This is a genomic window from Mediterraneibacter hominis, assembly GCF_014287475.1.
In the GTDB taxonomy this organism is placed as follows: Bacteria; Bacillota; Clostridia; order Lachnospirales; family Lachnospiraceae; genus Mediterraneibacter; species Mediterraneibacter hominis.
In genome coordinates this window covers 1-26991 of record NZ_JACOPF010000006.1, presented here as the reverse complement: position 1 = coordinate 26991, position 26991 = coordinate 1, and the positions used below count along the sequence as shown (strand labels likewise).

Annotated in this window: 26 protein-coding genes and 1 pseudogene; 8 read left to right on the top strand and 19 right to left on the bottom strand. The window is 38.6% G+C overall.

Features of this window, described 5'->3' with window-relative positions; genetic code table 11:
* Positions 1–213 precede the first annotated feature (213 nt).
* Positions 214–1020 (top strand): GntR family transcriptional regulator, encoded by an 807-nt coding sequence (locus H8S37_RS16880; RefSeq protein WP_186877241.1) that lies wholly within the window; start codon positions 214–216, stop codon positions 1018–1020.
* Positions 1021–1070: 50 nt separating this feature from the next.
* On the opposite strand, the gene H8S37_RS16875 is transcribed toward H8S37_RS16880, so the two are convergent.
* From H8S37_RS16875 to H8S37_RS16840, 8 genes are all read right to left on the bottom strand, one after another.
* Positions 1071–1973, bottom strand: a complete 903-nt coding sequence (locus H8S37_RS16875; protein ID WP_186877240.1) for a sugar phosphate isomerase/epimerase family protein — start codon at positions 1971–1973, stop codon at positions 1071–1073.
* Positions 1974–1994: 21 nt separating this feature from the next.
* Positions 1995–3089 carry a Gfo/Idh/MocA family protein gene (locus H8S37_RS16870; RefSeq protein WP_186877239.1) on the bottom strand — a complete coding sequence of 365 codons (1095 nt, stop codon included), beginning with the start codon at positions 3087–3089 and terminating at the stop codon, positions 1995–1997.
* Positions 3090–3125: 36 nt separating this feature from the next.
* On the bottom strand, positions 3126–3872 hold the full coding sequence (locus tag H8S37_RS16865) for an N-acetylmannosamine-6-phosphate 2-epimerase (protein WP_186877238.1): 747 nt from the start codon (positions 3870–3872) through the stop codon (positions 3126–3128).
* 127 nt (positions 3873–3999) lie between these two features.
* Positions 4000–4764, bottom strand: a complete 765-nt coding sequence (locus tag H8S37_RS16860) for a DeoR/GlpR family DNA-binding transcription regulator (RefSeq protein WP_186877237.1) — start codon at positions 4762–4764, stop codon at positions 4000–4002.
* Between the two features lie 105 nt (positions 4765–4869).
* Entirely contained in the window at positions 4870–5772 is a 903-nt protein-coding gene (locus H8S37_RS16855) for a type I phosphomannose isomerase catalytic subunit (RefSeq protein ID WP_186877236.1), read from the bottom strand.
* Positions 5773–5956: 184 nt separating this feature from the next.
* Positions 5957–6868, bottom strand: a complete 912-nt coding sequence (locus H8S37_RS16850) for a glycyl-radical enzyme activating protein (protein WP_186877235.1) — start codon at positions 6866–6868, stop codon at positions 5957–5959.
* Entirely contained in the window at positions 6868–9174 is a 2307-nt protein-coding gene (locus tag H8S37_RS16845; protein ID WP_186877234.1) for a pyruvate formate lyase family protein, read from the bottom strand. Before H8S37_RS16845 ends, H8S37_RS16850 begins: the two co-directional genes overlap by 1 nt.
* A 17-nt stretch (positions 9175–9191) precedes the next feature.
* Entirely contained in the window at positions 9192–10166 is a 975-nt protein-coding gene (locus tag H8S37_RS16840; RefSeq protein ID WP_186877233.1) for an ROK family protein, read from the bottom strand.
* 185 nt (positions 10167–10351) lie between these two features.
* On the opposite strand from H8S37_RS16840, the gene H8S37_RS16835 reads away from it, so the two are divergent.
* The 3 genes and pseudogenes from H8S37_RS16835 (at position 10352) to H8S37_RS16825 (ending at position 12756) form a co-directional block, all read left to right on the top strand.
* Entirely contained in the window at positions 10352–11218 is an 867-nt protein-coding gene (locus H8S37_RS16835) for a helix-turn-helix transcriptional regulator (protein ID WP_186877232.1), read from the top strand.
* Between the two features lie 127 nt (positions 11219–11345).
* Positions 11346–12526, top strand: a pseudogene (locus tag H8S37_RS17800) (IS91 family transposase).
* Positions 12527–12567: 41 nt separating this feature from the next.
* Entirely contained in the window at positions 12568–12756 is a 189-nt protein-coding gene (locus tag H8S37_RS16825; RefSeq protein ID WP_186877231.1) for a hypothetical protein, read from the top strand.
* 211 nt (positions 12757–12967) lie between these two features.
* On the opposite strand, the gene H8S37_RS16820 is transcribed toward H8S37_RS16825, so the two are convergent.
* From H8S37_RS16820 to H8S37_RS16785, 8 genes are all read right to left on the bottom strand, one after another.
* Positions 12968–13423 carry a PTS sugar transporter subunit IIA gene (locus H8S37_RS16820; protein ID WP_186877230.1) on the bottom strand — a complete coding sequence of 152 codons (456 nt, stop codon included), beginning with the start codon at positions 13421–13423 and terminating at the stop codon, positions 12968–12970.
* Positions 13424–13447: 24 nt separating this feature from the next.
* Entirely contained in the window at positions 13448–13681 is a 234-nt protein-coding gene (locus H8S37_RS16815; RefSeq protein ID WP_186877229.1) for a hypothetical protein, read from the bottom strand.
* 69 nt (positions 13682–13750) lie between these two features.
* Entirely contained in the window at positions 13751–14080 is a 330-nt protein-coding gene (locus H8S37_RS16810) for a PTS sugar transporter subunit IIB (RefSeq protein WP_186877228.1), read from the bottom strand.
* 17 nt (positions 14081–14097) lie between these two features.
* The gene (locus H8S37_RS16805) at positions 14098–15597 is read right to left on the bottom strand and encodes a PTS transporter subunit IIC (protein WP_186877227.1); all 1500 of its coding nucleotides are present in this window, start codon (positions 15595–15597) and stop codon (positions 14098–14100) included.
* 220 nt (positions 15598–15817) lie between these two features.
* A complete protein-coding gene (locus tag H8S37_RS16800) occupies positions 15818–16660 on the bottom strand; it encodes a DUF169 domain-containing protein (RefSeq protein ID WP_186877226.1) in 843 nt (280 codons plus the stop codon).
* A gap of 32 nt (positions 16661–16692) precedes the next feature.
* Positions 16693–17538, bottom strand: coding sequence for a DUF169 domain-containing protein (locus H8S37_RS16795; RefSeq protein WP_186877225.1), 846 nt, complete (start codon positions 17536–17538; stop codon positions 16693–16695).
* A gap of 103 nt (positions 17539–17641) precedes the next feature.
* Positions 17642–18406 carry a hypothetical protein gene (locus H8S37_RS16790; RefSeq protein WP_186877224.1) on the bottom strand — a complete coding sequence of 255 codons (765 nt, stop codon included), beginning with the start codon at positions 18404–18406 and terminating at the stop codon, positions 17642–17644.
* Between the two features lie 2 nt (positions 18407–18408).
* Positions 18409–19362 (bottom strand): sugar-binding transcriptional regulator, encoded by a 954-nt coding sequence (locus tag H8S37_RS16785; RefSeq protein ID WP_186877223.1) that lies wholly within the window; start codon positions 19360–19362, stop codon positions 18409–18411.
* A gap of 221 nt (positions 19363–19583) precedes the next feature.
* Here H8S37_RS16785 and H8S37_RS16780 point away from each other — a divergent pair, with 221 nt between their 5' ends.
* Positions 19584–20228: an orotidine 5'-phosphate decarboxylase / HUMPS family protein gene (locus H8S37_RS16780; protein ID WP_186877222.1), complete on the top strand. Its 645-nt coding sequence runs from the start codon at positions 19584–19586 to the stop codon at positions 20226–20228.
* 43 nt (positions 20229–20271) lie between these two features.
* On the top strand, positions 20272–21054 hold the full coding sequence (locus H8S37_RS16775; protein WP_186877221.1) for a class I fructose-bisphosphate aldolase: 783 nt from the start codon (positions 20272–20274) through the stop codon (positions 21052–21054).
* 290 nt (positions 21055–21344) lie between these two features.
* On the opposite strand, the gene H8S37_RS16770 is transcribed toward H8S37_RS16775, so the two are convergent.
* Genes H8S37_RS16770 through H8S37_RS16760 form a run of 3 tightly spaced genes read right to left on the bottom strand, consistent with a single transcriptional unit; the run spans position 21345 to position 24406 of the window.
* A complete protein-coding gene (locus H8S37_RS16770; protein WP_186877220.1) occupies positions 21345–22112 on the bottom strand; it encodes an SDR family NAD(P)-dependent oxidoreductase in 768 nt (255 codons plus the stop codon).
* A gap of 18 nt (positions 22113–22130) precedes the next feature.
* On the bottom strand, positions 22131–23225 hold the full coding sequence (locus tag H8S37_RS16765) for a 2-hydroxyacid dehydrogenase (protein ID WP_207723989.1): 1095 nt from the start codon (positions 23223–23225) through the stop codon (positions 22131–22133).
* A gap of 11 nt (positions 23226–23236) precedes the next feature.
* Positions 23237–24406: an iron-containing alcohol dehydrogenase gene (locus H8S37_RS16760; protein WP_186877219.1), complete on the bottom strand. Its 1170-nt coding sequence runs from the start codon at positions 24404–24406 to the stop codon at positions 23237–23239.
* A gap of 271 nt (positions 24407–24677) precedes the next feature.
* Between H8S37_RS16760 and H8S37_RS16755 the strand changes: the two genes are divergently transcribed.
* Together H8S37_RS16755 and H8S37_RS16750 are read left to right on the top strand one after the other, a co-directional pair.
* Entirely contained in the window at positions 24678–25610 is a 933-nt protein-coding gene (locus H8S37_RS16755) for a phosphotriesterase family protein (protein ID WP_186877218.1), read from the top strand.
* Positions 25611–25694: 84 nt separating this feature from the next.
* Positions 25695–26837, top strand: coding sequence for an MFS transporter (locus H8S37_RS16750; protein ID WP_186877217.1), 1143 nt, complete (start codon positions 25695–25697; stop codon positions 26835–26837).
* Positions 26838–26991: the final 154 nt, after the last annotated feature.

The window sequence follows — 26991 nt, the reverse complement described above, 5'->3', positions numbered from 1 at the left end:
CCTCCTTTACTTTTGTCTTTTAATATGATATGTTGTATTTGTATCATACATTTAATACTTTTACTTGTCAATCATTTTTTGTCATTTTTTTCAATCTATCAAATCCCAATATTTATTTTTTCGTCAAATTGCACATTTAATCTATATTGACATTAATTATTATTAAGATTACATTAGTAATATACTAATAAGTGCAACATCAGGAGGGTATTTATGGATATTAATAAATTCAAAGAGTCATTTCACTTTTCCTATGACAGTACGGTTCCTCTCTATATGCAGCTAGCCTCTTTTTTCAAAATACAAATACAGGCGGAAGAACTGCATATTGATGAACAGATGCCTCCAGAAGAAACCTTGTGTAATATCTTAGGCTGCAGCCGGACTACTGTCAGGCAGGCAATGAATCTTCTTGCCAAAGAGCACTATATAACCAGATGCCGCGGCAAAGGTACTTTTGTGACTATTCCCAAAGTAGAAAGAAATATGAATCATCTATATTCTTTCTCTGAGGATATGCGCGCTCTTGGTATGGTTCCTTCCTCTCAGATTTTGAAAGCATCTGTCATACAGTCTCCGCCTTCGTCGGTGAAGGACATCTTGAAAATGCCCGGAAAGCAAACCACTGTTTTCAAATTGTTACGGTTAAGATGCAGCAATGACGTGCCTTTTCTGATTGAAGAAACCTATATTCCATATTACCTGTGTAATGGCATTGAACAATTTAATTTTGAATCCTCCTCTCTGTACCATATTTTAACCGACCATTACAAATTAAACCTGCATCACGCCTCTGAAAATATCGAAGCAATTATTCTAAGTGAAAAAGAGGCGGATTTGCTTCAATGTCAAAGTGCGCTGCCTGTAGCTGGCTATCGGATTCACCGTATTTCTAGTCTTGAATCCGGCTTTATATTTGAATATACTTCCTCTGTCACCCGCGCAGACAAGTGCACTTTTCATATAGATTTGTACAATAACTCTGACCTTGGCGAACACATTCAAAGGGAATATTATTAATCCGAGGATATTCTTTGTTCTGCCAGTCCAAGGGGAACATCCTTTATCCGTTATACACCCTGACGTTTTAATACTGCATCGACAAAGGATTTTCCTCTTGCAATATCCCCTGCATCCAGATGTTCAATAATAAGAGGCATGTTCGGGTGGAACTTTGCTAAAAGCTTTACATATAAATCATAATTCAGGCATCCCAGTCCAGCCGCCGGCAGTTCTACGGCGCCAGAACCGCGGAAACAATGCGATTCATCTGCATCAATATCCGCCACTTTTACAGAAGTATCCGTTGCCAGCTTTATATCTTTTGCATGTGCAATCACCATCTTATCTGCAAGAGCATTAAAAATCCGGTTCAGTTCTCCATCTATATCGTCCATTAAAGCTTCTGTAAAATAATTCGTCGGGTCACAAATCAGCTTTAAGTTCAGCATGTTGATGTCGCTAAAAAGTCTCTGTACCTGCTCAATAGAGCCAATTACATTGTTTACGTAGTTCTCCACGATAAAGGTAGCTCCCACTTCTTTTCCAAACTTTACGATCTCCGCAATCGTTTCTGCTGTTTCCTCATATGCAAGTTCTCCCGCGTTTGCTTCATCCCAGGCCCAGTCACTTTCTATATTTTTGGTTCCGGTCTCACTTGCTACATATGGACACCCTAGATCTAACGCTCGTTCCATCATCATTTTTATGTAATCAAGATTTGCCTTCTTCTTTTCTGCATCGTGGTGAATAATATTTGTATATGCAGACACAGCCACAATAGGAAGGTTTGCGTCGCGGAACTTGTCACGAATCAGATTTGCCTTTTCTTTTGTTAAATATTCTTTTACTGCATCGCAATCTTTAAAAGAAACATCTAACTGTACACATGAAAATCCATCTTTTTTAATCTGTGCAATCGTTTCATCTATTGTCATCGGGTAATATCCTGTAAAAATACCTGTCGCTATCATATGCTTCCTCCTTTTTCCCTTTTAAAACTCTGTATGAAGAGGTAAAATGCGTTTTTCTTCTGCTGCCTTTGGTATGGTACACAAAATATCAATTACATGTCTTGCATGCTCTGGCGGCAGCCCTGTTTCTGTATCATTTTCTATCGCTTCTATCAAATCAGCTATGCTGTCTGCCTGTTCAAATTCCTTATCTGGATACATCTGTGGAAGTGGATCCATCCAGCCTCTTGCTTTCTTTTCTGGATCATCCAGGTACAACCGAACCCCATCCCCTTCTCCAATCCGCAGTTCTCCAAGTATCGTTACCGTCCCAAGTGTTCCATATACTTCCAGCATATTTACGGTAGAAGCCTTCTGGCAAAAGCCCGTATCTATAATTCCAATACAGCCGTCTCCCCAATTCAGAGTAATCAAATAATTATCTGGAAGCATATCCGTCTTTATCTTTTTCCCGTCAAAAGCTCCAGAGCGTACCGTTCTCTCTGGTTCAGATATTGCCGCCATACATCCCACTTCCTTTGCCGGCCGATCCATGACTGCCGTTGCCATTGTAATTCCATGAACACCCATGTCATATAACGCCCCTGCCCCTGGTTTAAAAAACCAGGATGGATCTGCATCTCTGTACTGGAAATATTCTGGCCCTCCATGGGAGGCATGTACACGGATCATTGTCACCTTTCCGATTGTTCCGTTTGCAATAATCTCACGCACCTTTTTAATGTCGGGCCGAAGAAGATGAATCGGAGAGGCTGAATATTTCACATGCGCTTCCTTCGCTGCCTCTATCTGTTCTGTAACCTGTTCTACAGACAGCCCTACCGGTTTTTGTGAATAGAGATGTTTTCCGGCTTTCAGTGCCTTCATATTAATCTCGTGATGTGCCGGTATGGAGGCTATATCCATCAAAATATCAAATTCACATTTTTCCAGCAGCTCGTCGTAATCACTGTACCATTGCGGAATCGCGAATTTCTCCGCACATTCTTTGGCACGTGCAGCATTAATATCACAAACAGCTGCCAATTCTGCTTTCGACATCTTTTTTATCTGTGGAATGTAAATATCCTGTGCAATCATGCCACATCCCATAATTGCTATTTTCCATTTTTTCATACCGCATCCTCCAATTTCTCATTTTTGATCCTTTATCTAATGTTTTCTTCTCTCATCTGTACGCCAATCATTTTGGTATCCACTCAACAGATCCACAAAACGCTTCGCTGTCAGATGCGGGCGGGTAATTGCACTTCCAACAACTACAGCATGTGCTCCCAGATAAATACATTTCATAGCATCTTCGGGTGTATAGATATGCCCTTCCATCACCACATACGCTTCGTCTTTCAAGTCTCGGCACATTTTTGCAAACTCTCGTAAATCCGGCATCTCAATTTCTTTTGTTTCTTTTGTATAACCATATAAAGTAGGGCCTACAATATCCGCCCCCATTTCAACGGCTCTCTTTGCCTCCCTATAATTTGAAACATCGGCAAATAGTATCGCATCTGGCAATGCTTTTTTTACTTCCGGAAAAAGTTCATAAGCTTTTCGTCCATTAATCTCTTGTTCTGTACAATCTAATGCAACAATTTCTGCTCCTGCTTCATAGACTTCTATCGCTGCTTCTAAGGTCGGTGTAATAAATACATCTGTATTTTCATTCCAAATCTTGTACAGTCCGATAATTGGCAAATCCACAGCCTTGTGGATCGCGCGTATCTGCTCTGGTGAATTTGCCCGAATCCCGACGGCTCCGGCCCATTTTGCCGCCTCTGCCATTTTCACCGGCATTTCTTCACTATAAATTGGATCGTCCGGCTGCGCTTGGCAGGAAACAATCAGACCGTTCTTAAAGGATTCCAAAATTGCTCTTTTTCTTTCATCCTTCGTCTTCATAAAACACTGTCTCCTTATTCAACTTTGTATGTTGAAATTATCATACCACCGCAGCCGGACGTTGTCAATCATTTTTTATCTTTTTATATCATTAATTATCATTTATTATCATTTTTAAACTTTTTTCTCATATATCCGCTTTCACCATAGTAATGTTATCCGGAAGGGCCGTATCCGTCTGGAATTCATTACAGTAGATTTTGTCAAATTTCGAAAAATCACATAATTTTAAGAACCCGTTCGCCTCAAATTTATGCGCGTCTATCAGCAGGTAATTATTATCTGACTGCTCCATAGCAATCTTTTTCATAATCAAACTCTCTGTCTCCGCCATATAAGCCGCTTTTTGCTCCAAATTGGCAGCCACACAGCTGATAAAGCTTTTGTCAAAATGGAATTGACGCAGCATATCCTGTGCCATTGCTCCGACATTCATATTAAAATAAGGCGAATACTCCCCGCCAATCATAAATATCTTCGCCGACGGATTCGCAAGCTTTTCTAAAATCAACGTGTTATACGTAACAATATGCACGTTTTTCTTGACCAGCTCTGCTACTAACGGAATCATGGTCGTCCCTCCGTCGATAAAAACGCACTCCCCTTCTTTTACAGTTTTGGCGACATAACGTGCAACCAGTTCTTTTTCTTTCATATGAACAGAAATTTTTCTGCTCATAGTAAGCTCTGCACTTACATCATTCTGCGAATCCTCTCCAATGGTTGCGCCCCCCTGTACACGCTTTAACTTTCCTTCCGCTTCCAGCTTTTCAAAATCACGCCGTATTGTTATCTCTGCCATATTCAGCTCTTTCGCAATTTCCCTCAGATTAATAATCCCTTTTTCATTAAGCGCATTTAAAATATACCTTTTTCTTTCTAACGCAATCATATCCTACTCCTATTTCATTTTTTCAGCAACAACCTTCTCTCTATCATATTTTATCATATTTTATCATCAATGTGCAAAAAAAAATTAAACTTATTGAAATTATATCTATTTTTTCTGTAGTACAGGGTACGTGGAACAAATCAATTCCATCTCTCCTTTGAATTCTGACGTTCCATAACCTGCCGATATGATAAAATGATCTCCTTTTTTAATATGCATATTATTTATCCTCCCAGATCCTTCCACCACACTCACAATCAAAAACGGGAACCTCTGCTCCATTTTGAAAGAATCTAAAACATATATCCTAAAAACCTTGTAATAAGCATTTTCTCCCAGGATTTCCTCCTGGTTTTTGCAAATAGCTTCCGCCCTGTAAATGCTTGTTTCTGTGCTCTCTGCCGGTACCTTTATAACGTCAAGAGCCTTTTGTGTATGCAATTCTCTTGGTTTCCCGTCTTTCTTCCTTCCATAGTCATACACTCGGTAAGTAATATCTGAATTTTCCTGAATCTCAAGAAGTGTAATCCCTCCTTTTATCGCATGAAGAGTCCCCGCATCAATCTTTATAAAATCGCCTTTTTTGATCGGAACTTTCCTAAATAAACTCATCCACCTGCCTTCCTCAATCATCTGCCTTAATTCCTGTCTACTTACTGCATTATGTCCTACAATCAGGTAGGAATCTTTCTCACACTCCAGAATATACCAACATTCATTTTTACCTGGACTTCCCTCTTCGTGTTCTTCTGCATAGACATCATCAGGGTGTACCTGTATGCTCAAATCTTCCCGCGCCTTTATCACTTTCACCAAAAGCGGGAAGTATTCTTTTTTTATATTTCCGAATAGTTCCGGAGCTTCTTTCCATAATGCCGATAACGTTTTTCCTCTCCAACCTTCATTTTTTATTCTGCAATCCCCTTTTTCATTGGCACTTATCACCCATTGTTCTTCTCCCCATATCATTTTCTTAAATTCTGTTTCTAAAAATATTAATTCTCTCATACACTTTTCCTCTTCTCTCAAAAATAGTGAACAAAGTGGGCAAGCCCACTTTGCGCGCCGCCGCAATACCGCAAAGCGGTAAAATTTCCTTATTGCGGCGTGCGCATCCTGCCCGGAGGGCTTTTTGTATAATAGGAAATTTATCGAAATTTCCTATTATATAAAAATAAACAGGGGGATTGGATTATCCCCCTATTGTAATACATAACCCCATTTCTTCCCCTATGGACCGGTACCTTATCAGTTCATCCGGTCTTAAGCTTTCTCTGCAGTCAAAGGGATATTCTTTTCCAAGTTGCTTATATTTTGTTATCCCCAGCGTATGATACGGCAGAAGATCTGCCTTTTTCACATGGTTGTCTACTAAAAACTGGAAGATTTCCAGCATCTCTTTTTCTGTATGGTTCAAATTTGGAATCACTGGTATACGTGCCGTCACTCTGTCTGGCCCACATTTTGCAACATATGTAAAATTGTTCAGAACCACAGACAGTTCTCCCTCTGTGTATCGTTTCATCTTGTCTGCATCTAATGTTTTTATGTCAAATAAAAACAACTCTATCGCTTGTACCGCTTTTTTTATATATGCTTCCGGTACATACCCGCAGGTTTCTACCGCCGTATGGATTCCAGCTCTTCTCAGCCTGTCTGTTAGTATGGCAATTTCTTCGATATGGAGCAGTGCCTCCCCTCCTGAAAAGGTCACTCCTCCGCCTGTTTTTTCATAATAAATACTGTCCCTGACTACAATGTCATATATCTCATCCGGCGTCATTTGCTTTCCACTTATACTCAATGCCTCATTTGGACAAGTTTGCGCACATTTCCCGCATACAATACACTTTTCCCGACACACACGTGCTTTCCCTTCGCGTATTGTAATTGCATGCTGCGGGCAATTCTTTACACAGCTTCCACATCCCACACACTTTTGTTCTAAAAACATCAAATGTTTTCCTTCCGTCTGTGCTTCTGGGTTTGCGCACCACTGGCACCGCAGCGGACAGCTTTGGAGGAAAACCGTCGTTCTGATACCTGGCCCGTCGTGGATCGCAAAGCGTTCGATATTCGACACAGGAAGCGTTCTCCTATTCATCACACGCCCGCCTCTCCGTAAAGTGAACGACTCAACAGTTCTTCCTGAACACTTCGATCCAGATGGATAAATACCGCTGAATATCCGGCGACACGCACGATTAAATCAGGATATTTTTCTGGGTGTATCATTGCATCTTCCAAGGCTCCCTTGTCCACTACTGTTACCATCAGATGGCACCCGCCTTTTTCAAAGTATGCCTTAAACATTGCTTCAATCAGAGCCTTATTTTTATTAAACATGCTCTTCTCAAATTTAATATTCTGTACAGAACCTGCATGGTATTTTGCATCAAATGTAGTCAAAGAATTCAACATCGCTGTCGGCCCGTTTTTGTCTGCTCCACCCTGCGGATTGTTTGCAGGATTCATATATACTCCCGACAGTCTTCCATCCGGAGATGCAGACGTCCTGATTCCCCATTCTGTGTTTAAAGAATTATTGCTGATTACGATCAAAAAATACTGCATCCCTATTTCAATTCCGCGGTTACGTATGCCTTTAGATACGTACTCATACAGACTATTTGCCATGCCGTCTGCCGTTTCCAGATCGTTTCCATACTTATCGCAGTTAAGGCAGGCTTTTCTTATGTCCTCGTACCCACAGTAGTCAGCCAACACAGCTTCTTCTATTTCTCTTAAGGTATAGCGCTTTGTGTCAAATACAAGGTGTTTGATTGCCCACAATGAATCCGAAGCATTTATATTTCCATATGTTTCACAGGTTCCTCCCAGGTATCTGACTCCTCCGTCTAATAAAGCCTTTCCTCTTTCAATGCAGTCGTCCATAAGTATACTTGTGAACAAAAAGCTGACCTGTTCATTCATCACGCCATAGGAACGATATTGCGCCTGCACAGACAAATCCATATAATAGTCCAGAACTTCTTTATAGCCGTCATAAAATTCCTCAAAGCTTTGTATCTCTTCCAGTTTCTTTGGAGAAACTTCCCCTAATTTGTACTTGCCGTCCATAGGGTCAATTCCTTCGTTCATGTAGATGTTTAAAAGCTTCAACAAATTAATGCAGATATTCGGTGTTCCCGTACTTTGTCCCCATAGTACAAATTCTGTACACCCAAACGGAACATACCTCTTTGCAGTTTCTTCACTTACACGCATTCCATAGGCCACCGCCGGAACATTCACCTCATCATTGTAAAGAGTAGGATACGTTGCGCCTGCGCCGAGAGCATCCAATGCTTCTTTCCATATTTCTTCTGTGGTATCCTGCGTAAGACGTAGTGTAAACTGTGGCTCTACATACCGGCAGTCCTTGCACACCTTCATCGCTATATGTAAAAAACGATCCGCTTCTTTCGGGTGTTTTCTTCCTTTTCCTCCGACAATTACACGCCCGTTTACTGTTGTACGTCGATTCTCAATCATCGTCCAAAGGGATTTTATATACGCATATGCCTCCTGCTCTGTCATACGTCCGCTGTCCAGATCCGCTGCGAGGTAAGGCCCCAAAAAATCGTCCAGCCGTCCGTAATTAATTACTCCTGCGAGCAGCGCATACAGCCAGAATAATTGTAAAGCCTCATGGAAAGTAGAGGGTTTGTCTTCCCGTATTTTCTCTAAGCCCTCTTTTATCCGCCAAAGCTCCTGTTTCCTCTTACTGTCAGTTTCTTTTAACTCTTCTATCTGCTTCTGTGCCTGCTCTCTTAAAGCATCTGCACTGACCGTCACAAGCTCCAAACATTCCAGACTGGCTTTATAAAATTCATTGTCTGGTGTACCTGTCAGTTTTTCTGAAATAATTCTCTTTAATCCGCCCACACCATTTTCTAACAATTTGGGGTAATCCAGCATCATTCCAGACAGTCGCGCCGTTGCAATCAATGGATATTCTACGTCGATAAAACGTCCAATGGTCGTCTCTGTCAAAACCTCCCTACAATACTGTGTCTTTAAATCATGCTCAAGCCAATATTGATATAGATTTTCCACCCTGTCATAGTAGATTTCCCCCTGCTTCTTAATCTCCTCTTGAAATTTACGCAGTTTATTGAATACACAGTAATGTCCCACCCCGCCGATTGAGGTTACAGTTCCAAATCCAATCGGCAGAAAATCTAGCCTTCCTGCAAACAAATCCTGTTTCTCAATAGTTCGGAACATCTGAGGAAAGATAACCTTTAAACATTCCACTTCTCTTCTCTCTTTCGAAGCCCCGCTGAATTTTTTATGCACAGCGGTATATTCCTCCATTATTTCCAACTGTCTGACTAAACTTTTTTCACATGGAATTTTCTCGCTTACTTCCACATTCTGGCTTCCTTCTACATCAAATTTCACCATTCTTGCGCCGCCTCCTTCTATTTCTGATTTCTATTCATGCCATACTTCTCTAGCATTGCTGCTCCAATAAGCCCCGCGTCATTTCCACACTCCGCAATTTTAATATCCGGAACACCGATTTCGCTTCCTGCATATGTATTCACAAGCAGTCTTTCCTGCAACGGCCTGCGTAAAATTTCTCCTGCATTTGCCACACCGCCTCCTAATATAATAATTTCCGGCCGGAAAATGACCACAAAACTAGATATTGCACAGGACAAATAATCTATATATTGTTCAATCACCTGTCTCGCAGTATCGTCGCCTTGTTTCATTGCGTCAAACACCGTTTTTGCCTCCAGTTTGGAAATGTCACCGTCACACAATCTAACCATCAAAGATTCTGGATCTCTCTCCAACGCCTCCTTTGCCTGCCTAATCAAAGCAGTAGCAGAGCAATATGCCTCTGCACATCCATATTGTCCGCATGTACACGCGGCACCATTGTAGACAAGCTTTGTGTGTCCTAACTCTGCCCCCATCATATCGGCGCCCGCATATATTTTTTTATTCAAGATAATGCCTCCCCCAAGTCCTGTACCCAGAGTCAGCATCAAAACATTTTCATATCCTTTTGCTCCTCCTGCCAAGGTTTCCCCCAGAGCTGCACAATTCGCATCATTTTCAATATAAATTGGAAGTGGAATATGTCGTTCTAAGTAAGAATAAATAGGTACGTTTTTCCACCCAAAACAATTTGCATGGACTAACAGGTTCGTTCTAGGATTTACAAAGCTTGGCATGCCAATTCCCCAGGAAGTAAAATCAGATATATCCACCCCCGCTTTCTTTACCACTTCTAACGAAACGTTTGCCATATCCTCTGTGATCTCTTCTATACTTCTTCCCGCACCCGCAGGAACACTGATTTTTTCGATCACTCTGTAGTTTTCGTCTATAATTCCCGCTGCAAAATTTGTTCCCCCAACGTCTAAGCCAAGATAATACTTCATATTTTTTCCTCCTGTCTTACAGTAATTACTGTCTTCTTATGTAAAACAATATTCTCCAATATAGATTTTTTCAATACTGTGTAATGCGGAAAAATTTATTCATATTGCTTTTTTTATCTGATATAGATATACTGTTTTCAAGGAGTACTATTCATAAAAATAAGTGAAATGTTTGAGGGAATTCTATGATTTGGAAAGAAATTGGAGTAAAAGAAGGCTCTTATATGTGCTTTTTTAACCCTTCTGATACCTTTAAGAAATACTATTATTATATGGTAAGCTGTGGATACTACCAGTGTGATGGACAATATAACATTAAAAATGAGGGAACACGGCCGCCTCTTTTCTTTTTTATTATAAATGGTTCTCTCGAACTAATTTATAATGGAAAACATTATACTGCTCACGCTAACGACATTGTTCTGCTCAACTGCTATAAGCCTCAGCAATATTACTGTACTGATAATTGTGAATTTTTGTTTTTTCATTTTGATGGAAAATATGCCACGAATCTGGCAGATCATTTAATCGAACAGAATGGAAGACCTGTTTTTACTCTAAAAAATGCCGGTGATATTTATCATAATATCAATGAACCGATTATGAAGCTATGCTATCAGGAACAAGCATCCGATGCGTTTCTCTCCTCTGTCGTATATAGTACTTTATGTCTTATACAATCCTCAAATGATACACTCCCTGCCTCTATATCTCCTTATTCAGATATGGCCGCAAAAACGATTGAATATATTAAAAATCATATAGAACAGCATTTTACTCTACAGCAGTTGGCAGACTATGCACATTTAAGTCCTTACTATTTTTCACATATATTTAAAAAAGAAACTGGGTATTCACCGTTGGAATTTGTCTCGATTACAAAAATTGACTATGCTAAGCTCATTTTAAGAACGACTTCTGTCTCTGTATCTGAGATTGCAGAATTTCTAGGTTATAGTTCTTCTGCCAGCTTTATCAATGCTTTTAAAGCACGGCGCGGTATCTCACCCAAAAAGTATCGAGATCAGATAACTTTCCATAAGAAAGCCTAGGAAGCCATTGAAATTCATTTATATACTCTAAAATAAAAAATAGGCTTCGCCTATTCAACTCCCCTGCCCCTCAATCTTGAGGGAATTAGGGGTTTCCTTTTGTTACGTTTTCCTTCATAATAGTTTTATGAATATCTTACAAACTATCTTTGCAGACCATTATGAAGAAATGATTTATATTTTACATCCCCGTATCTCTGTTATTGAGAATGTTGAAAAAATGATTCACTGCGGGGACCCTTCTTTCGGCGGCGCAATGTACCACTGTCCCCACTGCGCAGAATGGAAGTTTGTTCCCTTTCGCTGCCACAGCCGCTTTTGCCCCTCCTGTGGCAACATGTATTCCATCCACCGTACCACTTCTATGTCTTTTAAGCTCCTTGCCTGCACTCACCGCCATTGTGTCTTCACTATCCCTGAGCAGCTACGCCCTTTCTTCCTCCACAACCGTTCTCTTCTTAACTGCCTTTTTTCCGCAGTCCAAAGCGTTATCTTCCGCTTATTTTCTAAGGTGAATACATCCAAAAATTTTACTCCCTGTTTTATTTGTGTCCTTCATACTTTCGGCCGTGACCTGAAATAGAATCCACATATTCATTGTCTTGTTACCGAAGGCGGGCTTAGTCACGATAATTTTTGGCGCAAACTCTCTCATTTCAACTTCTCTTTTCTGCGCAGCGCCTTTTGTACCGCACTCCTCAATGTACTTCATCACCAACTCGGTCCCTCTTTTAAAAAAATGAAAGCTTTTTGCTATCAACACTGTAGGAACGGCTTTTATGTTTATGCCAAATCCTATCTTTGCAACCCCTATGCTGTCTCCAAATATATCGGTCGCTATCTCGGCCGCCCTCCCATTGCCACTTCCCGCATTGATGCTTACAATGGCGATTCCGTCACCTTCCATTACAACCGCCATGAGGATGAAAAACTTATTGTTGAAACACTCCCTGCCTTAGACTTTATCTCCCGCTTGATTCAACACATCCCAGAAAAGCACCTTAAAATCATTCGCTATTACGGTCTTTATGCAAGGCACCGCGAATCAGACAAACTCCTTTTCCGGGCTATTTCCCAAAAAGCCCGTCCTTTTCTCCTTAGCTTCAACAAATGGCGCAGCTCCATCATAGCCTCTTTCGGCTACGATCCTTTAAGGTGTCCTAAATGTGGCAAAACCATGCTCCTCCTTGAAATTTACTACAACCATCATCCTGTTCTCTGCAAGAATTATACGAAAAAGCAATGCGAAAGTACCTGCCCCGTTCTCCTGCTAAAAGTAAATTTCTTTTATCTCCTTTTCATTCGTGATACAATCAGAATATCAAGTATGAAACGGAGGCAGTATTCCCATGAAACCCATAAGTGAGCATGAACTTGCAGAAAAACTCAGGAAGCAATACATCGAATCTCCTCCGGAAGGTATGACCCCTTATGATATTAAATACATGAGCGACAGTGACCTTCTGGATATGGATTATTTTCTACATGAATTTGATGACGATGACGATTTTGAAGAAGAAGATTTTTATCTTTTCTAATATCGTCTATTTCCCATGCCCATTTTTTCAAGTGGACTATTTTTTCTCTTTTTCTAAAAGGGAGAACTTTCCTAATATTAAAAAAGAGGGGATCCTATCCCCTCAGACTGTCAAAGAATCCCCATTAAGCTATGACTAAACAGATATTCTTTCCCAGTATACCTATCATCTCTGATACTAGTATGTATTACCTCTTTTAAAGGTTATATTTTTAGCTTCCGTAAATAATCCGTCTATATTCTTCCTCTGTTTTAGCATTAATAAGTGCCTCCACCAATTCTTCTTGTTCTAACATTTCCATTAACTGTTTCATGTTGTCTAAGTGTTCCTCTGAACTATTAGCTGCAAGAGCAAAGAATACTCGTGACTGATGGTTTTCCTCCCCATCAAAGACAACCGGCGTATTACATTTCATAAAACAAATTGCATTTTCATTTACATTTCCACTATTCATGGCATGTGGAAGACAAATATCCGGCGCTATACAAATATAAGGACCGTATTCCTCTACCGAATCAAATATACTTTGCGCATAGGTCTCTTTTACTGCACCGCTATTTACCAGTGGTTTTATACATGCACGAATCGCATCATGCCAATCATCAAATTTTTCATAAATAGAAAAATATCCTTTTTCATATAATTCTCTTAAAAATCGCGTATTCATTTTTAGCCTTTCTATCATATTAAATTATATTTCATTAGGTATATAAAAGTTAAACACATCTTTCGCAATTTCACACACTGCAAATTTGAATGTGTCTCCATTTATATCGGCTGTACATACATCAAACTCTCTTTTCATCGCATGTGCAACATCCTTTAACTGTATCGTTCCCTCTACTTTCCATTCACAATCAAATAAATTTATACCCCTTATTTTGTATTCTCTATTACGCACAATCTTTGCGAGTTTCCACTCCATTTTTATCACCTCTTCCCATTACGTCTGTGCTGTTAAGCAGCTCTGTAAAAGCTACAGAGCTGCCCAATATTACTCAGTAAATAGTGGAAGCAAATCTTTCTCTATTTTTTCTTTATACTCTTGCTTAGACATAATATTCAAAAGTGCTATAACTGGAACCTCTCCACTTGCAACTACTTTTGCTAATTTACCTTCTGCTATATTTTTACTTGTAAAAATCACATCACACCTATGTATCGTTGTATTATTTATATTCGCCGCCACCTCAACATCTACAATTGCCTGTATTCCATGTTGTTTTAATGCATTTTGTACATTTGTTTTTATAAAAGCACAAGTACCCATTCCCGCGCCACAAACTGCCAGGACTTTAATAGTTGTTCCTTTCTTTAATGCCATAATTCTTCCTCCAATAATTAATCTACTGCCTGATTTCCATATTTAATTTCTTTATATTTCTCCCAATCGTGAGCTGCCAGCCAATATGTTTCTTTATTTTTGAAATACATAATCTGAGGAATTGCCAACAGAGCCACTATTATAATTCCAAATCCAATCCATCCCATTTCTTTCCACATCACTCCAAAAACAGGAAACGTTGCAGCCGAATCTACATTCATCCCTGCTCCTCCATAAGCTGTGAATCCCATAATGTAGCATCCAAGTCCTCCTAAGAAAACATCAATAATACCCGTAATTACATTACAAATAACCTGACATTTAATTCCACCTCTACAATGTGCAAAACATGCAACTGTTGCATTATCAAAAAACATCGGAATAAATCCCATAATTAATACAAACGGAATTCCAGCAACTGCTCCTATAATTGTACAGGAAATCATTGTTAGAGACCCAATCAAAAAACCTGCTGTTAAAACATTCGGGTTTGTTACAAAACCATAAAAACATGCACAATCAACTGCCGGTAATGTCCCATGAAGTACTTTTTCAGAAATATAGTTAAATGCAACTGTAAGTTCTGACACAAACATTCGCAGACCTGTTGTCAAAACCACCATATAAATAGGAAACTTCATTGTTGTTGTAAACAAATACATAGCAAAACTCGCCCCTGCTGTATATCCGCTTCCTTCAATTAGCGCCAGTTTATCCGGACCAATCGCGGCAATAATAATCCCAAAAAACGCAAACATAACAATTGCTGCTGAAACATAAATGTCATTAAAAATAGAAAGCCATCCAGGTAAATTTAAGTCATCATAGTATTTAATCTTTTTCCCTTTTTTTTCTGCCTTCCTTGCCATCCTGTCACCCAGCCAGTATGCAAACGCATCCATTAAATTCTGTGAATGTCCTACCGTCATCCCTGCTCCATCTGTAAGGGACTGTGCTGCTACAACGGTACAGTTAGAATATACACTGTTTGTAACTGCTGTAAAAATGGAGCCTGCTATTATGACTTCCATATCACTCATCCATGGACAGCACATTGCAATAGCACAAACCTGGATAATAGCAAAGGCATTCAGGCAGTTGCCCGCGACATTCAAGGTTCGTATCTTTGTTATTTTCCCAAGTAATGCCAGAAGAATTGAAAGCAAAAAGCCAAATAGCATAGCCAAGGCTGTAAGACTCGCTGTTCTTCCCAGATCTGGCAGAATCGTTGCATTGATTGTCGCCATTCCATAATAGGGATCTGACACTGTGGCATTCAAATTAAACGCATCTCGAATTCCAAGAAGAATCGGCCGGAATGTGGATGTCATCCCATTAGATGCAATATTAAACACAGAATATCCTATATATGCTTTCAGCATACCGGCTACAGCTTCATACCATGTCTTTTTGGCAATCAATAAGCCAATCAATACTAACAAAGCCATAAACTGTGCGGTTTGTGTAAAAATATTTGTTGTAAACCATGTCCAACAGGTATTTAATATATCTAGCATTTTCATCCTCCTCACTATTTAACACTAGTTTCCCAAACTCATACACTTTCAACAATTCTCTGGCCAGATATATTATTAAAATCGTCAAAATGCATGAAATGTCTTGTATTTAAAATAGCATAATAAAAAATTTACTTCAATAAACTAACACCTAATGGAACAATTGATTTTCGCGCACATATGTGCAATTATGAGCACACCTTGTCCCTTATTATTTTCTTTAGTAACCTCTTTGTTTTTCTGTCCATGAAATAGGCCCCTCGGATTGCAGTCCCCACTCCTTATACAGATTTGCAATAAATTCTGGCCGTGGGAAATCCCCTACCAAACCGCAGTTACAACCTGGTCGCGCTGCCTTTTTCTTATGTTTATCTTCTGTAACTTCACATATTTTTATAAATTTTTCAGCAGGTACTGTAAAAATTAATTCATTACTTCCTATCTCTGCTCTTTCTATCTCTCCCGGATCTGGAATTGTAACTCTAAATTCTCTTTTTATATAACTTGGAACAATGTCCCATCCGCAAGAATCTACATAGTCCAATGCCGTATGTAATACATCTCCGGTCATATATTTTACTGCCCCTGCCAGTTCTCTTATCTGCTGTGCATTATTACAGTAAATTAAAAATAAATCTGGTTCAAATTTCAAATTCTTTGCAGGTCCTACGATATATGCATAAATATTTCCATATGGAATTTTAGGAAACTTCTCAAAAAATAGTTCCTGTTTCTTTCTACATGGAATTCCCAGATTGTTCATTACGATTTCATAATCTTTATTTCCCTTTTCTACATTTACAAATCCATAGCAAATTAACGGAAACCAACACCAGTGATCCTCTATAGTAAGAGCATATGTATTTCCATCCTTTCGTGCCTTCGCCAAACATTGACATTCTGCATAATGTATGCCTAAATCTCTATATGGACGAATAGCCTCCAAAGGAATCTCCCCTTCATTTTTTGCCAGCTTTACTGCCATAGGAACAAATGTAAGGTCTAGTACTGACATAATCTGCTCTGCTGCCCTTTTGTAGCTTACTGTTCTGTCCTCATTCATACCTTATTTTCTCCTGTTTTTTCTGTTCCATGTCAAATTTTATATCCTCTTTGTTCTTCAGTCCATGAAACCTCACCTGTCATAAGTCCCCATTTTTCAAAAAGTTCATTATAAAATTGTGGACGCGGAAAATCTGGTTTAATTGTTCCATCTTGCTTTAGCGTTCTCCCTTGCGCATGTCTTTTTTTTGCCTCACATTCCTCTACAAGCATTTCTAAATTCTCTATAGGTATAGATAATATCACCTCATTCTCTCCACAACATGCTCTTCCGGTTTCACCCGGATCTGGAAAAGTAACATGGAATTTTCTTTCAAAATGTGTTGGCATGAATGAAAAAACACAAGAATCCATATAATCGAATTCAGATTCTACGAGTTTTCCTGTACGCCGTTTAATACCGGCAATCATATCCCGTATCTGTATACTCGAATCACAATATGCCAGTATGACGTCAGGAATAAATTCCACTTTATCCAAAGGCCCCATGACAATTATTCTATTATCATTTCTAGACATCATTGGAAATTTATTCTGGAAAAAATAATCTGCTCTGTCCGGACAGGCAATCCCACAGTTCCGTAAAATAATTTTATAAACATCTGTATTTCTTTCCACATCAACTAATCCAAATGCCATCAATGGCTTCCAGCACCAGTGGTCCTCTTTAGAAAGGGCTATTGTTGCGCCCTTTGTTTTTACTAATGATACAGCCTGACAATATCCATAATGAATCCCTTTATCCTGATAAGGCCGCATAACGTTTGAAGGTAACTCTGTGTCGTTCTCGTATACTCTTATCGCTACCGGGCTATACGGAAGTCCTACTGTTTTACATAGACGTTTTGATAAATCGTGTATGTCTTCTACCTTGTACATTTCTTTTCCTCCTATTTTCAAAAATAGACTCTCATGATTACTGTTTGAAAATTACTTCTAATTTACGATTCCCCCATAGTTTCTCCTCCTTTTTCATTTATTTTTACTTTGTAAATATTTTTATGTTCGGGGCCATCTCACAAGCTTTCAGAAAATATTGTGTGGAATTTTTCACTTCATTGTTTTCAAAAAGAATTTTAGAAAAATAGAAATAATACCATGCACACTCATGTTTTCCAAGTAATTCACTTTTCACTCTATCAAAAAACATTTTTGCATTTTTATACTGTTTATTTGTATAGCAGTAAATCCCATCTACCATATACTTTAAAGATAAAATATTTTCATTACTATTTTTATTCATGCTAAAAATCTTTTTCAATGAAGTATAATAAATTTGTACTTCCTTCTTGTCTTTTTCTATAGTCCATAACATAAAATTCAAATAATTATATTCAAAATTTAATTTTTTACCTGTCCCTGCAAGTCTATCTAAACTCTTCAAAATAAAATTCTTTGCATCTTCCGTACGTGCTAAATCTATAAGTGCAAATCCTTCCAAATACATTGTTTGTAATTTATATCTTTTAAAAATATCATATTTATAGATAAACTGAGTCAGTCGTAATACTTTATTCGGGCAGCACCTATCGTGTAAATAGTCATTACACTCTGTATATTTATAACGAATCATTTCATACCAAAGTCCAAAGGGAATAAACACACATAATAGAATGTACAAGACTTTATCATCAGAATTATCAGTATGTAGAAAACAATAAATCATTGTAACTGCAAATCCCAGATAAAACAGAATAACCAGAAACCTCCGAAGTCTTTCGGCCTTTATTAGTTTTATGCCAAACATAATCACCCTCCCTGCCCTTTACGTTTTCTCCGTTCATCTAAATCTAAAATTTTATTTGCAAGCATCGTATTTGTAATCAGTACATTCACAAGTCCCCCTCTCAGCGCCGCCAATGTAGCAGGCGCTTTTTCAGCATCTGCTACTACCGCACATCGCAAAGGAATATCAAACATTTGTATGCCTGCACAGACCATTTTGCTGTAAATTTCTGGTATATCAATAATCTTTCCATCGGAATCAAAATAATATCCTGCTATATATCCAACTGCGCCTTTTTCCAAAACCAACTTTTCATTTTCTTTTGACATATAACTTGCTTTCATATCATGGCCAATCCCCGTACACATCATAGTTGCATTCTCTGCCAATGTAAGCGCTTCTACAACCGTCGGACGCTTCATAAGACTTTGGCACATTATTTCATCATCTACACAAAATGGCGACATAATGTAGTAATGACGGCACCCATATATCTCAGCAACCTGACGCACTAAATAATGCCCGTCAATAATTACATTACTGCTTTCAATACTTCCCATAAGAGGAACCACTTGCATATCTGGAAGATATTTTCTCGGTCTTAATTCATGTACCATACCACATATGGAATTTCCACAAGTAAGTGCTAAAATTGAATTATTATTTAATTGCATATTTACGTAAGAAGCTGCCAGCTTTGTCGTAGCTGTATAACAATCGAATGCTGTATTATCTCCCGAATCAACAATACGTATCTCCTCCAATTTAAAGCGCTTTTGAAATTCTATCTCATACCTTCTCTTCCGTTCAAAAGGATAATGAACGTTTATTTCAACAATTCCTGCTTCCTCTGCTTGTTTTAAAAGCCGTGAAATATTGGAACGGGAAATAAATAACTTATCTCCAATCTCTTTTTGTGTCAACCCCTGTTCGTAGTACATCTGAGCAACCTTAAAAAGCAACTCTATTTCTCGCATAATTTGCTCACTCCTTTCGACAATGACACCGTTGTAATTTGTCATATAATTCCTCTAATTTATGTTTGATTTTATCAAATATTATTTATCGGGAAAACGTATTTGCTCATTGTTTCACATATGTGCTGAATTAAATTATGTGAAACAACATTCTATAGTATTGACCTTTGTAAAAATTCAATGATAGTATTTTTTACATAAAATATAAAGGAGAATAAATTATGCAAATTCCAAATTTACAAGTCGCGCTAGATACGACTTCCATGTGTGAAGCATTTCGTATTCTCGGTAAGGGATTAGATGATACCGTAGATATTATTGAATGTGGCACCATGCTTCTTTTGCATGAAGGTCTGCACGCCGTAGATTATTTACGCACCATTTATCCGGATAAACTCCTCGTAGCAGATTTTAAATGTGTAGCTCCACATTTTGGCTCCCGTATCATGGAGCATACTCCTGATCTTTTGACTGTATTGTCTGTTGCAGAACCTCACGTTCAGGAGGCTGTCGCAAAAGAAGCCGCAGAACGAAACAAAAATCAGATTGTACAAATTGAACTGTATGGAGATTATACTGTCAGCGATGTAGAAAGATGGAAAAGTTACGGGATTCATCATGTAATTTATAACCGCCCGCGTTCTCGCAAAGGTCCTTGGGGAAAAGAAGATGCCGATGATATTAAAGCTTTAATTAATCTGGGTATGTCTGTAACAGCTACTGGTGGTATGTCTTATGAAAATCTGGATTCTATCGCAGGTCTCCCGGTTTACGCAATTATTTGCGGACGTTCTGTTTTAAAAGCCGAAAATCCTGCATTCGAAGCTCTTCGTATAAAAAACCGTATCAAAGAGCTATGGACATAGTTTTCTTAAATGAAAAAATAAAAATTAAAAAGGAGTGTTCAACATGAAAAATCGTTACTACAAATTTTTCCGTGAGGACGGAAAAGCACTTATCCTTGCATTTGACCATGCCGCCAGCGGGGATGCCTGGGTAAATCCAGCTACCGTTATTGAAGGTGCGCGTCAAGGAGGAATGGATGGAATTCTTACTACATACGGTGTGATATCTAATTTTCGTAAAGAAATTGGAAAAATGGGAACAATGCTTCGTATGGAAGTTTTGGGTTCTGGTCTGACCCCTTACAATCCGATTATTGGACAGGGTATGTCTACTCCCTATACAGTCGATGACTGTCTACGTTTAGGAGTCGATGGAATTATGACTATGGGTATTATTGGAAACGACTACGATACCAGAAATCTCATTTATATCGCAAAACTTATCGCTGAATGTAACAAATATGGTCTCATAACCGCCGCTGAAATGTTGCCAAATGGCTTTTCTTCTGATCCTGAAGACCGCAGTGTCAGGGCGATGAATATTGCCTGTCGTGTCGGTGCAGAAATTGGAGTAGATATTGTAAAAACTGCTTTTGTAGAACCTGTAAATGAATTTAAGAAAATTATTGAAAATTGTTATTCCGATGTTCTTGCTTTAGGAGGTGCTAAAGTCGATGATGATCGTGCTGTTTTACAAAGTGCAAAAGAAGCAATGGATGCCGGATGTAAAGGACTTATTATAGGGCGAAATGTATGGGGACATACGAATATTTCTGGAATGGCACGTGCATTGAATAAAATAGTACATGAAAATGCAGCTGTAGACGAAGCATTAAAAGAGATTTAGATTGAGACATAAATCATCGGATTCTAATTAAATAACAAAATAGGTAAACTGTACCTCTTGTCATAAACAAAAAAGGCGTTGACTCATATTTATGTTTCAGCGCCTTTTTGCATAGCTTTTTTCTAGTTGGTTAAATAGTATAATGAGTTATGTACCTCTTTAAGCAGGTTTTGACCACTCCACTTCATATATTCTTCTTACCTGAATTTTACCATAATAAAAGAACCTGCCTGTCTCCAGGCAGATTCTCTTAAATTAATGATGTTGTGTTTAACAGACGGACATGATTTTCAGAGCATCGTTCCTCCGGTTATATCCATCAATACTCCCATTACCTGACATGCCTTTTCAGAACACAAAAATACCGCAACATCTGCAATCTCTTTTGGTTCGGCTTCACGTCCCACAGGTATAATTTTAGTCATAGCTTCACTGCGCTCTTTAGCATTTGGTATATTTTTGGTTGTTTCAGTAACTACATATCCCGGAATAATCCCATTTACATAGATTCCTTCTCTGCCAACTTCTGTAGCAAGTCCTCTGGTAAAAGCCGCCGCTGCTCCTTTTGTCGCAATATACGGAGAATTTCCACCACTGTTAGTAGAGAAAGCTGATTTTGAAATCGTATTAACAATCCAGCTTTTTTCCCTTTTTTGTTCTCTATGCAGTTTAACCATGGCTTGGCTCATTAAAAATAAACCTTCTATATTCACCCTTTCAAATTTTTGTAATTCTTCTATTGTAATATCTTCAATGCGGTTCAATCCCATTTTTCCTGCATTATTCATCAAAATATCTACTGTCCTAAACTTTTTAACAGTCTCGGCGAAAAGCCTTTTAACATCATCCGGCCTAGAAACATCCACCTTTACGGCCAAAGTCTCTACCTGATATTTCTGTGCTAACTTATCCGCATAAGAAACCGTATCCTCTATCGGTCTAAAATCTGCGATTACTACATTAGCGCCTTCCTCTGCAAATGTCTGGCACATAGCGGCGCCAATTCCCGCTCCTCCACCTGTAACAATTACTACTTTTCCTTTTAAACCTAAATCCATATTTTTTCCTCCTTATTTTTATAAATTCAGATATAATTTTGCTTTCTTTCTCCATTCTTCAAATGATTCGTTATTTAATATTTCTGGATTTGCCAACCCAGTTATTTCTTTGCCTCTTATTAAGTTTTGGATCCGCTCAAATACAAGTCTGGGAGAATTTAACGCGGCGTCCAATGTAGCTCCTGCACGATGTGTAGTCAATGTTACATTATCCAGTTTTCTAAATGCGCTATTCTCTGTCAAAGGTTCTTCCTCAAATACGTCCAATGCGGCTCCTGCAATCTTATGCTTTTCCAGAGCTTCATATAATGCTTCATAATCGACTAAGCCTGCACGTGCAGTATTAATAAAATACGCAGTAGATTTCATAAGAGAAATTTCACTCTTACCGACAGCATGACGCGACTCTGGAGTCAGTCTTGCATGTATACTAATAAAATCAGATTCTGAAAACAGAGTTTCTTTGTCTACTAATCTTCCTCCAAACGGCTCTACAACATCTTCTGATATATATGGATCGAAGACTAATAATTTCACATGAAAGCCCGCTAATTTTTCTGCCATTAATTTCCCAATATACCCAAATCCAAATAGCCCCACTGTCTTATTTCTCATATCCGGCACAGTAGCACTATTGGAAAAATTAAGCTGCCACCCTCCATTCATAATAGAATGATGAGCGCGGGCTATATTCCTCGCCTCACTTAGCATCATACCAATTGTAAAATCAGAGACTGCGTCTGCATTCCGCCCCGCTGCGTTTACTACCGCTATGCCGCGTTTTGTAGCAGCCTCTACATCAATGTTTTCCATTCCTGCCCTAACCACTCCTATTATACGCAGCCTTTCAAATACATCCATCCCTTTTCCTGAAAATGGGCAGAAACTTCCAACAAGAATTTCCGTATCTGGATTTTTAGCAAACCCTTCCGGAATAGGTTCTGCGTCCGGACCATTGATTTCTATACGGCGAAATACTGCTGAAATATCGTCTTCCGCAGGATCATCCCACAGTTCATATACACAGTCTGCTCCTTTAAAATCTTGCGCAAATCTTTTAATCGGTTCCCCTATTTCTGGAATACGTTTTTCCAAGATACAAGTTAATTTCATATGCTTTCCTCCTATTTCGCTAACTGATAAATTTTTATGATATCATCCTTTTTTAACTCCACAAAGTTTCCGATATGTTCTTTTCCAATCAATGCTTTATCAGCCATTTCTTCGAAATTTGTGTCACTAATTCCAATCTCTGAAAGGCGAACCGGCATTCCAATATCTTTCATAAACATTTCTGTACTCTGAATTCCTTCCAGAGCTATTTCTTCTCTTGTCTTTCCCTCTGTCTTAATGCTGAATGCATACTTTGCATATCGTACAAACCGCTCTATATCATGGGTATATACATACTTCATCCATGCGATTAACATAATAGACATGGAAAATGCATGTGTAGTGTCATACATACCACTGATTTCATGTCCCATGTCATGGGTCCCCCAATCCTGTACACGCCCGATTCCAAGGGTATCATTATGTGCGATTGTTCCCATCCACATAATCTCAGAGCGCAAATTATAATTATTCGGATCTTTTAAAAGCTTTGGCGCGATCTCTATCAAACTTCTGAAGAAGCCTTCATCCATCGCATCGATAATATATGTATCCTGTGTATTTGAAAAATAACGTTCACAAACATGTGTAAACATGTCTGCCATTCCACACGCTGTCTGAACTGTCGGCAGTGAATATGTCAATTCAGGATTGCAAATCGCGAATTTAGGATATAACCCAGGCCCTCCCGCCCCTCTTTTTAGTCCATTTTCTTCATTCGTAATCATACTTCCACATCCGGATTCACTGCCGGAAGCCGGTATCGTAAGAATAACACCAATGGGCAGTGCCTCCAGAACCGGTTCTCCTGTCATATAGTAGTCCCACACATCTCCTTTGTATGGAACTCCGGCAGCAATCGCCTTGCATGTATCAATCGTGCTGCCTCCTCCAATAGCCAGAACAATATCTACCTTTTCAGCCCGACAGAGCTCAATTCCTCTATACACCAGTCCTAATCTTGGATTTGGTAAAACCCCGTCTAATTCTACTACCTCCAAGCCACTATTTTTTAGACTGTTTAAAACCACATCTAAAAGTCCCGTTTCCTGCAAAAAAGTACCTCCATAATTTACAAGTACTTTTTTGTAACCTAATCCCTTAATTGTTTCGCCCACTTTTTTATGTGTATCTCTTCCAAAAATAAAATTAGTTGGTACACAAAAATTAAAATCAAGCATAAGTTTTTTCCTCCTTATCTTTATAATTTACTCAAAGTGTATCTTATAATCCGGCATAAAATCAACAATTCAACGGCATTTATAGCACTTTCCACCACTTCACATTTTCCCATTTTTTAAATCAATTTTTCTATTTTACAAAGGTTTATTTCTGCACTTTTGTTCTGAAATCACCTCTGTGCCATTTCCCGTTAAACTATTGATTCAAAAAAGGGTTTCCGATATGCTAATTATCAAACAAATAAAATTTTTTAATAAAAGGAGGTACTTTATGTCAGTAGTACGAACAGTTCTTGGTGATATTGATTCTTCAGAACTTGGTTTTACTATGGCTCACGAACATGTATTTATGGATGTCGGGGGACATGGAAAACCAGATATTGAATGGAGCCTTTGGAGATGGGACGAGCAATTTGATATGGTTAAAAAATATAAGGAAAATGGAGGCAGCGCCCTAATCGATGCCAATCCTATGTCTTATGATGGTCGTGATGTTGCCCGTCTTTATACTGTTTCTAAACAAACAGGAGTACACATCGTTGCATGTACTGGTTTTGTAAAAGAAAAACCAAATTATGAAAACTGTCAGGCTCTTTCTAAAATGAGTACTGATGAAATTACAGATTTTTTTGTAAAAGAGATTAACGAAGGTATTGACGGAACTGATATCAAAGCAGGCTGGATCAAGGGAGCAAGTATGTACCATTATATTACGCCTCTTCAAGAACGTTGTATGCGCGCAGGCGCACGCGCTTCTATGATTACAGGCGCTCCTATGCATACGCATACAGAAATAGGCACTTATTGTTTAGAACAAATTGAAATTGTAGAATCAGAAGGAATGGATCTGACTAGATTTGGTGTAGCACATGTAGACCGTAATCCCGATTATTGGCTGCATAAAAAGATATGTGAAAAAGGATGCTACATCATTTATGACGGACCTGGAAAATCAAAATATTATCCCGATTCTATCCGTGTGGATATACTGCGGCGTCTGGTAGAAGATGGTTATGGAAAGCAAATCATGCTTTGTAATGATATGGGCAAGAAATCACACCATCCACAATATGGAGGCGGACCAGGATGGAACTGGCTTAAGGATAAATTTCTTCCGCGTCTGTTAGACGAAGGTTTTTCACAAGACACTATTGATGACTTTATGATTCATAATCCAGCTCGTTTTTATTCAATGAGAAAATAGTACTTAGAACGGCAGACCTTATATTATAAATATTCAAACTGGTCTGTCGTTCATATTTAGTCTGGAAAGGATAATTATTAAATTTTGAAAAAATATAGACCTTTAATTTGTATTTGTATTCTCTCTTCCATGCTTATGGCCGCATTGGCCCTTTCCCCCGGAATTAAAATGTTAATGAATACTTATAGAGTCGACAATGCCGCCGCTACATTGACAATTACTCTTCCATATCTTGTTTCAATACCCTTTACAGTATTAACAGGAAGATTAACTTATTACTTCTCAAAGAAAAAGCTGTCACTAACCGGCACCGCTATTATTATTATAACCGGGCTCCTCCCCTGTTGGATACACAACTTTTCATATATCCTTATAGTACGTTCACTCATGGGGATTGGACTGGGGCTTTTATTTACTTTAGCTCCCAGTTTAGCCGCTGATTACTATCCGGAAGGTCCTTTACGTAATTTAGCAATCGGCATGCAGTCTGCCTGGGCCGGTTCGGGTGGATTTGTTTTTAATATTTTAAGCGGATACCTGGTAGAGATTAAAACAAACTATATTTTCCTCGTTTATAGTATCTGCATACTTTTCTTTTTTTTCATACTTATATTCCTGCCTGAAAAGCCAGCCACTCAACCGGAACAAGAACATATGGGCAAAAGTCATATACAGCCGTACGGACTGCTTACTTCAATATTAACTTTTTTATTTATCAGTGCTGGTATGACCCTGTCTCTTAACATTGCCCTATATCTCTCAGAAATACAAACAGGTACTGCTGTAGAAGCCGGCTATGCTACTTCTGCATACTCTTTTGCTGCCTTTGGAATTGGATGTTGTTATGTGTTTCTTTCACGATTTTTAAAAAAGTATTCCATTTATTTTGCCTGTTTTGTTTCTATAACTGGTATATTTCTTTGCATAACGGCAAACCTTCTTTTTATATATATAGGTTCAGCATTTATCGGAGCAGGCTTATCTATCTTCATGCCCAGCTGCGTTCATCAGATAATAAAGACTGTCCCTTCATCTTCCATCTCTGCAAATATTTCAATTATGATGGTTGGAAGTTCTGCAGGACAAACTTTTTCAGGCCTTTATATTAACTTTTTTGCTTCAATCGTCAGTGAAAATATTTCTATGCGCTTCTACATTTCTGCTGTTATATTTCTTATTACCGGATTACTATATTTTTTATACAATCTCCAGCAAAAAAGCACTTAGAAGTTTATCTTCCAAGTGCTTTTCTCTATACCTTCAAAACTACATATAAAAGAAATCATCATCCAACCTATCACCTGCTTGGTTATGCCCTCGACCTATTAGTAACAGTCAGCTCCATGTGTTGCCACACTTCCACCTCTGCCCTATCTACCTC

Coding starts and splice junctions, on each gene's coding strand:
- H8S37_RS16880 (WP_186877241.1), top strand. CDS start 214: ATGGATATTAATAAATTCAAAGAGTCATTTCACTTTTCCTATGACAGT.
- H8S37_RS16875 (WP_186877240.1), bottom strand. CDS start 1,973: ATGATAGCGACAGGTATTTTTACAGGATATTACCCGATGACAATAGAT.
- H8S37_RS16870 (WP_186877239.1), bottom strand. CDS start 3,089: ATGAAAAAATGGAAAATAGCAATTATGGGATGTGGCATGATTGCACAG.
- H8S37_RS16865 (WP_186877238.1), bottom strand. CDS start 3,872: ATGAAGACGAAGGATGAAAGAAAAAGAGCAATTTTGGAATCCTTTAAG.
- H8S37_RS16860 (WP_186877237.1), bottom strand. CDS start 4,764: ATGATTGCGTTAGAAAGAAAAAGGTATATTTTAAATGCGCTTAATGAA.
- H8S37_RS16855 (WP_186877236.1), bottom strand. CDS start 5,772: ATGAGAGAATTAATATTTTTAGAAACAGAATTTAAGAAAATGATATGG.
- H8S37_RS16850 (WP_186877235.1), bottom strand. CDS start 6,868: ATGAATAGGAGAACGCTTCCTGTGTCGAATATCGAACGCTTTGCGATC.
- H8S37_RS16845 (WP_186877234.1), bottom strand. CDS start 9,174: ATGGTGAAATTTGATGTAGAAGGAAGCCAGAATGTGGAAGTAAGCGAG.
- H8S37_RS16840 (WP_186877233.1), bottom strand. CDS start 10,166: ATGAAGTATTATCTTGGCTTAGACGTTGGGGGAACAAATTTTGCAGCG.
- H8S37_RS16835 (WP_186877232.1), top strand. CDS start 10,352: ATGATTTGGAAAGAAATTGGAGTAAAAGAAGGCTCTTATATGTGCTTT.
- H8S37_RS16825 (WP_186877231.1), top strand. CDS start 12,568: ATGAAACCCATAAGTGAGCATGAACTTGCAGAAAAACTCAGGAAGCAA.
- H8S37_RS16820 (WP_186877230.1), bottom strand. CDS start 13,423: ATGAATACGCGATTTTTAAGAGAATTATATGAAAAAGGATATTTTTCT.
- H8S37_RS16815 (WP_186877229.1), bottom strand. CDS start 13,681: ATGGAGTGGAAACTCGCAAAGATTGTGCGTAATAGAGAATACAAAATA.
- H8S37_RS16810 (WP_186877228.1), bottom strand. CDS start 14,080: ATGGCATTAAAGAAAGGAACAACTATTAAAGTCCTGGCAGTTTGTGGC.
- H8S37_RS16805 (WP_186877227.1), bottom strand. CDS start 15,597: ATGCTAGATATATTAAATACCTGTTGGACATGGTTTACAACAAATATT.
- H8S37_RS16800 (WP_186877226.1), bottom strand. CDS start 16,660: ATGAATGAGGACAGAACAGTAAGCTACAAAAGGGCAGCAGAGCAGATT.
- H8S37_RS16795 (WP_186877225.1), bottom strand. CDS start 17,538: ATGTACAAGGTAGAAGACATACACGATTTATCAAAACGTCTATGTAAA.
- H8S37_RS16790 (WP_186877224.1), bottom strand. CDS start 18,406: ATGTTTGGCATAAAACTAATAAAGGCCGAAAGACTTCGGAGGTTTCTG.
- H8S37_RS16785 (WP_186877223.1), bottom strand. CDS start 19,362: ATGCGAGAAATAGAGTTGCTTTTTAAGGTTGCTCAGATGTACTACGAA.
- H8S37_RS16780 (WP_186877222.1), top strand. CDS start 19,584: ATGCAAATTCCAAATTTACAAGTCGCGCTAGATACGACTTCCATGTGT.
- H8S37_RS16775 (WP_186877221.1), top strand. CDS start 20,272: ATGAAAAATCGTTACTACAAATTTTTCCGTGAGGACGGAAAAGCACTT.
- H8S37_RS16770 (WP_186877220.1), bottom strand. CDS start 22,112: ATGGATTTAGGTTTAAAAGGAAAAGTAGTAATTGTTACAGGTGGAGGA.
- H8S37_RS16765 (WP_207723989.1), bottom strand. CDS start 23,225: ATGAAATTAACTTGTATCTTGGAAAAACGTATTCCAGAAATAGGGGAA.
- H8S37_RS16760 (WP_186877219.1), bottom strand. CDS start 24,406: ATGCTTGATTTTAATTTTTGTGTACCAACTAATTTTATTTTTGGAAGA.
- H8S37_RS16755 (WP_186877218.1), top strand. CDS start 24,678: ATGTCAGTAGTACGAACAGTTCTTGGTGATATTGATTCTTCAGAACTT.